Origin of the sequence: Butyrivibrio proteoclasticus (assembly GCF_900115735.1) — a bacterium.
Taxonomy (GTDB): Bacteria; Bacillota; Clostridia; order Lachnospirales; family Lachnospiraceae; genus Butyrivibrio; species Butyrivibrio proteoclasticus_B.
Window position 1 is genome coordinate 168,574 of record NZ_FOXO01000006.1, and the last position, 10,006, is coordinate 178,579.

The 10,006-nt window shown below is 37.9% G+C and carries 10 protein-coding genes; 8 read left to right on the forward strand and 2 right to left on the reverse strand.

Going from position 1 to position 10,006, the window contains the following annotated elements; all coding sequences use genetic code 11:
- Window positions 1-311: 311 nt before the first annotated feature.
- Both BM146_RS05630 and BM146_RS05635 read left to right on the forward strand, forming a co-directional pair.
- Window positions 312-1,145, forward strand: coding sequence for a hypothetical protein (locus tag BM146_RS05630; RefSeq protein ID WP_074885603.1), 834 nt, complete (start codon window positions 312-314; stop codon window positions 1,143-1,145).
- A 516-nt stretch (window positions 1,146-1,661) separates the two neighbouring features.
- Window positions 1,662-5,006: an ATP-dependent DNA helicase gene (locus tag BM146_RS05635; protein WP_083413417.1), complete on the forward strand. Its 3,345-nt coding sequence runs from the start codon at window positions 1,662-1,664 to the stop codon at window positions 5,004-5,006.
- A 171-nt stretch (window positions 5,007-5,177) separates the two neighbouring features.
- Here BM146_RS05635 and BM146_RS05640 read toward each other — a convergent pair whose 3' ends face one another.
- Window positions 5,178-5,507, reverse strand: a complete 330-nt coding sequence (locus BM146_RS05640; RefSeq protein ID WP_143087425.1) for a hypothetical protein — start codon at window positions 5,505-5,507, stop codon at window positions 5,178-5,180.
- A 39-nt stretch (window positions 5,508-5,546) separates the two neighbouring features.
- Entirely contained in the window at window positions 5,547-5,864 is a 318-nt protein-coding gene (locus BM146_RS05645; RefSeq protein WP_074885608.1) for a transposase family protein, read from the reverse strand.
- A 390-nt stretch (window positions 5,865-6,254) separates the two neighbouring features.
- On the opposite strand from BM146_RS05645, the gene BM146_RS05650 reads away from it, so the two are divergent.
- The 6 genes from BM146_RS05650 (at window position 6,255) to BM146_RS05675 (ending at window position 9,343) form a co-directional block, all read left to right on the forward strand.
- Window positions 6,255-6,752, forward strand: coding sequence for a helix-turn-helix transcriptional regulator (locus BM146_RS05650; RefSeq protein WP_074885612.1), 498 nt, complete (start codon window positions 6,255-6,257; stop codon window positions 6,750-6,752).
- A gap of 31 nt (window positions 6,753-6,783) precedes the next feature.
- Window positions 6,784-7,320: a hypothetical protein gene (locus BM146_RS05655; protein WP_074885615.1), complete on the forward strand. Its 537-nt coding sequence runs from the start codon at window positions 6,784-6,786 to the stop codon at window positions 7,318-7,320.
- Window positions 7,321-7,359: 39 nt separating this feature from the next.
- Entirely contained in the window at window positions 7,360-7,569 is a 210-nt protein-coding gene (locus BM146_RS05660; protein ID WP_074885620.1) for a hypothetical protein, read from the forward strand.
- Window positions 7,570-7,843: 274 nt separating this feature from the next.
- Window positions 7,844-8,398: a DUF5688 family protein gene (locus tag BM146_RS05665; protein ID WP_074885623.1), complete on the forward strand. Its 555-nt coding sequence runs from the start codon at window positions 7,844-7,846 to the stop codon at window positions 8,396-8,398.
- Window positions 8,399-8,731 carry a hypothetical protein gene (locus tag BM146_RS05670; protein WP_074885626.1) on the forward strand — a complete coding sequence of 111 codons (333 nt, stop codon included), beginning with the start codon at window positions 8,399-8,401 and terminating at the stop codon, window positions 8,729-8,731.
- A 231-nt stretch (window positions 8,732-8,962) separates the two neighbouring features.
- Window positions 8,963-9,343, forward strand: coding sequence for a hypothetical protein (locus BM146_RS05675; protein ID WP_074885629.1), 381 nt, complete (start codon window positions 8,963-8,965; stop codon window positions 9,341-9,343).
- The last annotated feature ends 663 nt before the right edge of the window (window positions 9,344-10,006 follow it).

The window sequence follows — 10,006 nt, forward strand, 5'->3', positions numbered from 1 at the left end:
TTTGGCAGATGAAGTACGGATAAAAATGCTAGTAAAGAGCCGTCTTATCCGTACAAACGGTCAGTAGACAGCTCTTATACCACATAATATACGGATAAGATGGCGTATAGTCTGTAATCTTATCCGTACAAGGGAAGAGCAGGGAACAAGAGATAGCTATATTGTACGGATAGGAACAAAGAATAGCATTGAATTTATCCGTATGGCATGGATGATAGGACCAGATGATAGGGTGATAGGACCGGATCATAGGCCTGATGGCTGGTGCATGAAAAAAGATAAAGATAAATAATAACAGAAGAGAAAAATCTATGACAAATTATAATGAGATAATTGGTGAATTACAAAAAAGAAAGGTGCAACTGGAAGCGAGTATAGCCATAGCAAATAAAAAGATTGAGAAATTGCCAGAGGGAAAGCTGCGGATTTCGTACTGTAGAGGGAATCCGCAGTATTACAAGATTATTGACTCTGCCGATACTCACGGGAAGTACATCAAAAAAAGCGATTTCAAGATAGCACAAGAGCTGGCGCAGAAGGATTATCTGAAAAAGATTATTGATGTAGCGCAGGAAGAACTAACAATTGTAAAAAGAGCTATAGGTGCAGGCGCCAACTTCCCAAAAACAAAGGAAGATAATCAGGGAATTATTACTCCGGAGGCGGTATATGACAGTCTCAAGAAGGAAAGAAAAATACTCGTGTCTCCACTTTTGATAAGTGATGATGAGTATGCCAGAAGATGGAGTGAGGAACAATTCCGCATCAGCACTTATAAACCAGAGGAGAAAATATATACAACCAGGCGTGATGAGATGGTGCGATCCAAGTCGGAGATGGTGATTGCGGATATGTACTTTGAGATTGGAGTTCCATACAGATATGAGTGCGAGCTGCGGCTCAAGAGCGGTGTCATCAAATACCCTGATTTTACATTACTTAACAAGAGGACGAGAGAAGTTATATATCACGAGCACCTTGGCAGGATGGATGATGAGAAATATCGGAAAAAGAATCTGCGCAAGATAGAGGAATATAGAAGAAACGGAATTTTTGTGGGGAAGAATCTCATCCTTACTTTTGAAGAGGATGGATGTCCGTTCAACATAAGAGAATTCGAAAAGAGCATAAGGGAGATTATATAGATGCTTTTTCTGAGTGTTACAATTATAAGGAGTTATAGGTTACGGAATAGATATGCTTGAGGTGTTACTAACAAAAGTTGCGGCAATCAGAGACGTGTTGTTGTTCCCGACATTAAAAGAAGAAATGAATACAGATGCTGCTAAGGAGTTAGGGGAATTGAGAGAAAGATAAGGGTAAATTATTGTCTGTTCTGTGGCAGGAGAATATGAAAAAATAGTCACCGTGCTGGTATGGTGGTGCATTGATTTGCTGGTACATATGAAAACAAGTTATGAATTATTATTTTAACGCTAGTGAGTTTATGTTCATCAAGCTATTCTTTCTGAGTACATGGGCCATGAGAAGGGGGTGATATTTCTTTCATAAAGAAAGAACAATTTTAGGAATGAAATCATAAAGAAGCCGCATTGACGCTGGGGCTTAGCGGAGAATAAAATAGAAAAGATAGAAAATTCCGTGAGAATGTCGGAGTGTGAAATAATAACTTGATTACTAATTGGGGGTATGAATACATCATGGATTTGACACAAAGAGAACAAATTGAAAAATACATCAACGATGTAAAGAAAAATATTTCTACGCATTGCCAACGGGAGGAAGAAGATATAGCAGCTGTTAATTCTTTGGAATATAACATTGCACAAGGAGGAAGGATTTTTCCTGCATTTTCTAGCTGCGATAAATGGCCTAATCATGATGGGACTTTTGAACTTGTACCAAATCCGGATGTTTCCAGGAGACCTGAGCAAGTGTTTATGGTACAGATAAAAGGTACTAGTAATTATCGTGAAGATGATGGAAAGATTAGGTATATTCTAAATAGTTTAGCTTTTCCTGCCTTCATTGCGGATGAAGTGACTTCTGATCCGGGAATCTTATTTATTGTATTGGATCCATTGGAACATGGTAAAGAGCGTTTTTTTTGGAAACACATCTCACCATCTTTTATTGGTGAGATAGATTTCTCAAAAGGAAGTAAGACTATTTATCTTTCGAAAGAAGATGAAATACAATGTTCACCTGAAGGAATAGAGTCCTTCTGTAAAAAACTAGTCCAAATTGCTGAGAATCATTTATTTATAAAAAAATTAGATACTCAACTAATTTCAAAGGATGAAGCAGAAGAAATAGTTAGAGTTAGGTGCCATGAGATTTCAAAATGTATTATGGAGGAAGGTAATGATTCCGAGCGAAGAGATGATTTATCTAGAAAAATAGTAAATCAATTAAATGACTTATGCTATGCAGCGCTTATTTTGGAAGCGATAAAATATTCGAAAACTTGTGTGAGCGAACAATATGCTTGGGACATTGCTCAGTTTTTTCCTGAGACTAGAGGTCTCTATAATTTCCTTAAGGGGCTAAAGTATATTGGGAAAAGAATTCCTCCAAAGGGACAAGCCGAAAGACTAATGTTAAAGTATCATAGTTATCTTTGGGAAATACGTAAACTTATGAAAAAAGACTTTGGTTTAGTTGTTCTATCTAATCTTGAGGACTTTCCCTGGAATACTGATAAGGTTGATAGTGAGTATTATACTGCCGTCTCAAGCTGTATCGAGCAGACTGACATGGCGTCAAAGGCTGTAAGAAGTTCGAGATATTACATTCAGAAAAAGACCCCTTTCTTTGTTGGGACGGAAAGGTATTTTGAAATTACGCTGCAGCTTGCTGGTATTTATGCAACAAAATACAATAGGATAACTGTATATAGTAAGTTTGATATCAATACTAATTATTCAATTCAAATAGCATACAATGAAGAAAAATTACCACTTTGGGGGATAACGACAAAAATAAAAGTGCTGAATAATTGTAAAATATCAATAGCCCCTACTTGTCTAAATAAGATAGCTAAAATAATTAATTACTCTACGAGAATTAACAGAAATTATGGCGAATATGAAGCTTTGATGAATTATTTAACAGCGACTAAAATCAATTTGCTTGAGATAATCAATTTAGATGATGAGAATTTTGAAAATGTTTACTCAGGTATATATAGTCTTACAAAGACTCATGAATTTGGAGATGTTTTGAGAAAATTAAGACATGATTATTCATATAGGGCTAATCCGGAAAAAGTAGGAAAGTATACTATCAGATTTGCTTTGCTAAATATGAAAGAAGAGGTTTTGGAAAAAATAATCCCCAAGAATGGTTACTACCCATTCGCATCAGAACCTAATTTTTCAATTAAGTGTAAGCCATTTGAGTTAAATCCTTTGGTTTCGAACCTTGTTGGGATTAAGTCAAGAAGTAATAATGCTGTAGAGATTTCAGAAGTAGTAAATGATATTGAAAAAGTAAAACTAGCTGAACCATATGCAAGAATAGAAAAACTTATAGATGAGACTGGTGAATTATACTTTGATGTGGATAAAGTTGCTAGTGTAGAAGATATAGTCCGTTATAATAATAGTCTCGATAGTTGGGAGAAGGGACATGGATATAGCATTTTATTTAATGATAATGCTGTAGTGATTGATTCTTATGAAAGAACAACTATAAATATTTTGTACAGACTGATGTCAATGTCAATAAAAGCTGACAGCAAAGAACGTAAACGCAAAAATGAAGAATATATTGATAGTATTGTTGAGAATATTAGTGATGAAAACAAAAAGATTGCTCTTAAGTATGCTTTCGTAAATTCTCAGGTAATGCTTATATATGGAGCTGCGGGTACGGGAAAGACAACGTTGCTTAAATATATTTCAGATATGATGGAGGAATCATCACAAGTTTTTCTTGCTAAGACACATACGGCATTACATAATTTGGAAAGGCGGATTAATAAGACAAGTGTCCAGTATTTAACAATAGATAGTGTTGCAAAAGGAAGCAGTATCCTAAATTTTGATGTCGTGTTTATTGATGAGTGTAGTACGATTGATAATCGTACTATGGAGCAGGTTCTTTCGAAAATTCCTTTAAATAAACGGATAGTTATGTCCGGTGATATTTATCAGATAGAATCAATAGATTTTGGGAATTGGTTTTATTATGCAAAGGATGTAATAAAGACAAAAGGAGCAAATGTAGAATTATTTAATAATTGGAGGACGAATAATCCAGCACTTAGGAGTTTGTGGGATGAAGTACGAGAAAAGAAACCGATAATATCTGAGAAATTGGCAATGGATGGTCCATTTTCAGAGGATTTGGGTGAAAATATATTTATCCCTGCTGACGAAGATGAGGTTGTATTGTGTTTGAACTATGACGGTAAGTTTGGACTTAATAATATGAATCGATATTTTCAAAATGCCAACACTTCTAGCGCAGAGTATACCTGGTCGGATTGGGTTTTTAAAATTGGTGACAGAATACTTTTTGTCGATACTCGACGTTTTAATTTATTATACAACAATCTAAAAGGAACAATTGTAAATATAGAAATAGAGCCAGGAAGAACTAAGATTTTCTTTACAATTGATGTTTATGCTGTTTTCACAAAGGAACAGTGTGAAATTGATGAAATAGAATATATTGATAGTGGTGCCAATTATACGAGGATCAGAATAGATATAATTGCTTGGGATGATGACTTAGAAGATGATGAAAAGAAAAAAACTGTTATTCCATTTCAAATAGCATATGCTATATCAATCCACAAAGCGCAAGGACTTGAGTATAATTCTGTCAAAGTGATAATTCCATCTAGTAATGCAGAAAAGATCACGCATTCGATTTTTTATACAGCAATTACTCGTGCCAAGGAGAAGCTAAAAATATATTGGAGTTCAGAAACAATGGAGGCAATTGTAAAGTCATTTACTGAAATACAGTCTGAGCAAAAAACTCTCCCGATTATTGAGGCTAAGTTGGGAATAGGTAATCCTACGGTAACTACTTAAGCATAAAAATCAGGATAATCAGACTTTTTGAGGGTTTGCCAAGCGTTTTGAGGGTCTGACTTGAGGGTCAGGCCCTTTTAGTATGGGGACTTTTTGAGGGTTTGGTTTGAGAGTCTGAATTTAAGGCTCATTTTAAAAGCCCACGGATCACACCGCAGGCTTTGTTATCAGTCAGAAAGGCAAATCTTTTGCGTTGAGGAAATCATCAGGAAAATCAAGCGCGTTTCCATCAGGTAGGTTGGCGTAGTCATGAAAAACCACATCATTTAAACTATCGCAGTATTCCTGCATCTCGTTCCAGCTGCGAAGGGTGTTTATATAATCTAAGGGCCAGCCGTCATCATCAAAAACGCCATCACCATTAGTGTATGGGCTATGACCGGAATAGACCCAGTCTGTCAGAAGATTCCACTCTTCATTGGTCATGTGGCCGATTTCCTTTTTGTATCTATGTAGTTCTATACTCAGGATTTCCTGCGTTGTGCGAATTGAACTGGACATACTTCTCCTTGAGTTCTCTGTATTCACTGAGCTTGGAATCTATGCGGAACAGAGCATCCTGCGGCTTTTATTCACGAACTTAAAGGATTCGTTGGTGCTGTAGTGACAGTCTGGATTGATGCAGCGCCATCTTCGCTGCTTAAGGATAAGAACGAGAGAGTAATTATCCTGTAGAATTGGATGGTTGATAGTCCTTTTCTTTACGCCACGAGAGTACATCCTGAAGCCACATACAGGACAGAACTGGGCTGTTGGTGGTGTTTCAAGCGTAAGGACTTTGGTCTGACCTTGGACATCGATGCTGCTGATGATCACATCGTTATCTTCAAGATCCAGTAAATCTGTGATACTATTCATGTATCCTCCTCCTTTGATATTTTGTCCAAGAAACATCATAAGAGAAGGAGGAAGTGCAGGGAATGATCCCTACATTAAAAGAGCCAGGATTAGTCAGTTTCAATAACTGATTAACCCTGGTTTTGTTTATTATCACGGTAGCCCCTCAAACCAAACCCTAAAACCAGACCCTCAAAATGATTGACCCTCAAAAACTTTGAATAACCGAGAATTCAATGGATGGCTTTATGGTGGTTTGGTTACTGCCATAAAGCTTTTTTAAAAATTATGAGTAGGGAGATACTTGTCTAATTACTAATGTAACAAAATGTTACAATAGTAAATATCATTATCAGTTGACACATAATAAGATTAATGATACATTTTAGGTAGCCTACGGAGGAAAAAAAGATGTCATCTAGAAATGTTAATGACAAGATGCTCATGAAAATGCAAACAAACCTACTTGTAATAAGGAAAATCATGGGATGGAAGCAACAATATCTTGCAGATAAGTTAGATGTTACTCGACAGACAATTATTCGACTAGAGAGTGAAAAAGATAGGGTTACATTGAAAAAAACGCAATATATTGCAATCAGAATGCTCATCGAACAGGAAATTTCGAAAATACAAGATGATGAGGAAAAAAACTATAAAAGTAAGGTGATGTCAGCTATTCTAGGTGATTATGACAACATGGGCGAGGATGCCAAAAAAAATGGAGAAATAGCTGCACTCGCTGGCGGGGCACTTGCGAGTGGAATGTCAATGGCATCTATTATTGGAGGAGCTGCAGTTATAGGGACGGCAGTAGTTGCTCTTGCAAGTATATTCTTTAACAGAAATTGGTTAGAGAGGCTTGATGAACCAGAAGAAATAGACGATACGGGACTTGGTGATAGGTGATGTGTAATAAGGACTTTGGGAGAGTATGAAAATGGATAATGAGAATAAAAACAGGTTGAACGATACTGATGAAATTAGTATCAATGAGGATGATAAGAAGAGAAAGATTCTCAAAATCGCTGCGTTCACAGCATTTGTTGCAGCAGCTTACTGTGTATGGCGAATGTATAAAGTAGGTAAAAGCACTGAGTTAGAAACGACAATGCTTCCAGAAATCGAATTGCCCAAAATCAGTAATGATGTACTTCCTCTTATAGGAAACAAAACAGGGGAAACGCTTACTGCAGAACGTCTTGGAAGGAAGATAGGTGTTTCAAGCAGAGAAGTAAACAAGCGACTCATAGAAAAAGGCTTAGCCATGCGATACCCTAACGGGGGATTGTATCCTACTGAAGCAGGGAAAGAATTGTGTGCATTTATAGATAAGGAAACACGATATGGATACTGCTTTACGGGGATTGAATGGGATAAGTGTGTAGCAGATATTTTATTTACACCCAAAGAAGTAGAGAACGCAGCTAGAAAAGCTGAGGAGATTAAGCGACTAGTACAAGAGCTACCAGCATGAAAAGATAAAGTTAAGGAATAAAGAAAAGGAGAGTACTTTATGGCAAAAAGACCAAATGCAGCAAATATTACCCATGGGCTTGCACAACTAGGTGGTGGATCAAAAAAAGATGGCGGTTCTGGAATGATGGGAGGCATGCAGTTTATTTTTAAAACTGGTATTCAGTTAGGCAATCAACTTGGCCTCGAAGGTAAAGATGTGTCTGAAAAGCTAGATGAACTGTCTCGTAAGTATATTGAGAAAAAGTGATTTGTATTTGCCGTCACAAATTATCACACGGAATCACAAAAAACAGCGCCAGCATCACAAATTATCACGCAGTGTGCATTCTAATCCGTTTTTGAATATGTTATTGTTATAATGCACCAAGGAATGTGAGACATGGATGCCTCACATTCCTTGGTGCATTTCTTTTGCGCAAAAGAATACAGTGGAAAATGAACGTCGATTCGTAAGCCTATAGGGCTGCGAACCGGCGTTTTTGTTTGCCCGGAAATAACAAAATCATATGGAGGAAATGAAAGTGGATTTTGAAACATTTAAGGAAGAACTGAGAGAGGATGTGAAAAGAGCCCTTGAAGAGAAAACGGATTCAGAATATTTCGTTGAGCTCCACACTCAGGAGAAGCTGAATGAGATCTACGATGCGCTTACTATCAAGCCTGAGGACAGTGAGATAGGTGTGAGCCTTAATACCGATTCCCTCTACAAGGCCTATTCAGATGGGATGGACTATGATCGCATTGTATCTGAGACTGTAGGCATAGCAGAGAGTGCTCTTGCAAATCGTCCGGACTTCAACATTGATGCCTTTAAAGACTATGACAAGATGAAGGAAACTCTTGCCATGGAGGTTGTATCAGCAGAGAGAAATGCGGATCTTCTTGAGACTGTACCTCATAAGAACATGGAGGACATGGCTGTTGTTTATCGCTTTGTGGTAAGTACAGATGTTGGCGAGACTGGTTCGGTCCTTGTTACTAACAAGATGCTTGACCAGTATGGCATTACACCTGAGCAGCTTCACGCTGATGCCGTGAAGAATGCTCCTGAAGTAAGACCTATAGAGATCAAATGAATGGGCGAGGTCCTCGCTGAGCAGATGGGCATTGAGAACGTAGAGATGCTTGGGCTTGCAATTCCGCCCGAACAGGATCAGATGCTTGTGGCTTCAGTAAAAGGAAACGTCCATGGTGCCGGGGCTCTGGCATATGAAGATTTCATGGACAAAGCTTCCGACAGTGTTGGAGTAAGGCTTTCTATTGACAAAGCGCTTTCAGAAAGCCCCAGAGATTTTGAAGAGTTCTTAAGACTAATACAGAAGCAGGATTACGAAATAAAGCGTGGTAAGCACCCCGCTGTAAGGTGCAAAGGTGGGAAGCGTTTTATCAGATTCAGATCTCTTGGTTAGTGGTATCAGGCTGATGATATCAAGAAGAAAATTGATGCCATATGTGATGGTAAAGACAGACCTGCACCGAAGAAACCACAAAAAGAATTTGACCTTCTCCTGTGCATTCAGGATATTATCTCCCAGGGAAAGGGTGCTGGTTATGAGCTGTGGGCGAAGAAATATAACATAAAAAATCTTGCCAAGGCACTCATCTTTTTTCAGGAGAACGATATCAGGATATATGAAGAATTGAAAAAAAGAGCCGATGATTCCGGCGAAAGATTTACGGAGCTTGGCAGCAGAATCAAGGCTATAGAGAAAAGACTGGATGAAATATCTGAACTTAAGACGCACATTCGAAACTACGCCATGACCAATGACACCTATGTTGCTTACAGGAAATCCGGTTACAATAAGTATTTCTATGAAGAACATAGGAAGGACATTCAACTCAACAAAGCATCCAGAGAAGCTTTCGATAAGTTTGACGGGAAAGCTATTCCCAGTGCAAAAGAGCTTAATGCTGAGTTCCAGGAACTGCTGTCCGAGAAGAGAAAGCTTTACGAAGAATGCCATGAAGTCAAAGAAAAAATGCAGCTCTACAAGATTGCCAAGTATGACATCGACTGAATCCTTGGCTATGAAACTGACCTTGATCTTTCTCGTAGCTCTCGCAGAGAGCGTGACCAAATCCGATAGGATTTGCATGTGAGGGGATTGGGGATGTGCCTCAACAAAGCGCAATGGTGTACACCGTTGCACTGCTTTGCAAATTAGTGAATCGGCTCCTGCGGGGCTGGTTCACATGGCATTTTATACATAGCAAATACATACGTATTTAAACTATTATTATCGGGGGCATGAAAAATTAGTATAATTAGTCTCGAGGTATTTGTTAAAATAGTAAATGTATAATAGCGATTAAGATTATTTTTGCGGTCACAGTTTTACATGATGAATTGTTACTATTCACAGCCAATATAGTTGATATGGGGCTGTCGCATTAGATGATTGAATCATCTGGGCGATGGCCCTTTTTCAGGCCTAAAAATCGGTACTTATATCTGCTTTCTGCTCATATCTCATATTTTTAGAGTAACTTAATAGTCCGAAGATATCTTCGGATCAGATACAGGAGTTTGTTTTTTAAGGATCAAAAATTATGCCGTTTTCTTTAGCTCAAAAAGATGAGTTCCTGTTCGGCCGGCCATGATCTTGTGATGCAGTTTATTGATATCGAATCCGATTGCAAGCAACACACTTTGTGCAAGAACATTCTTCGTCCCCTTATAC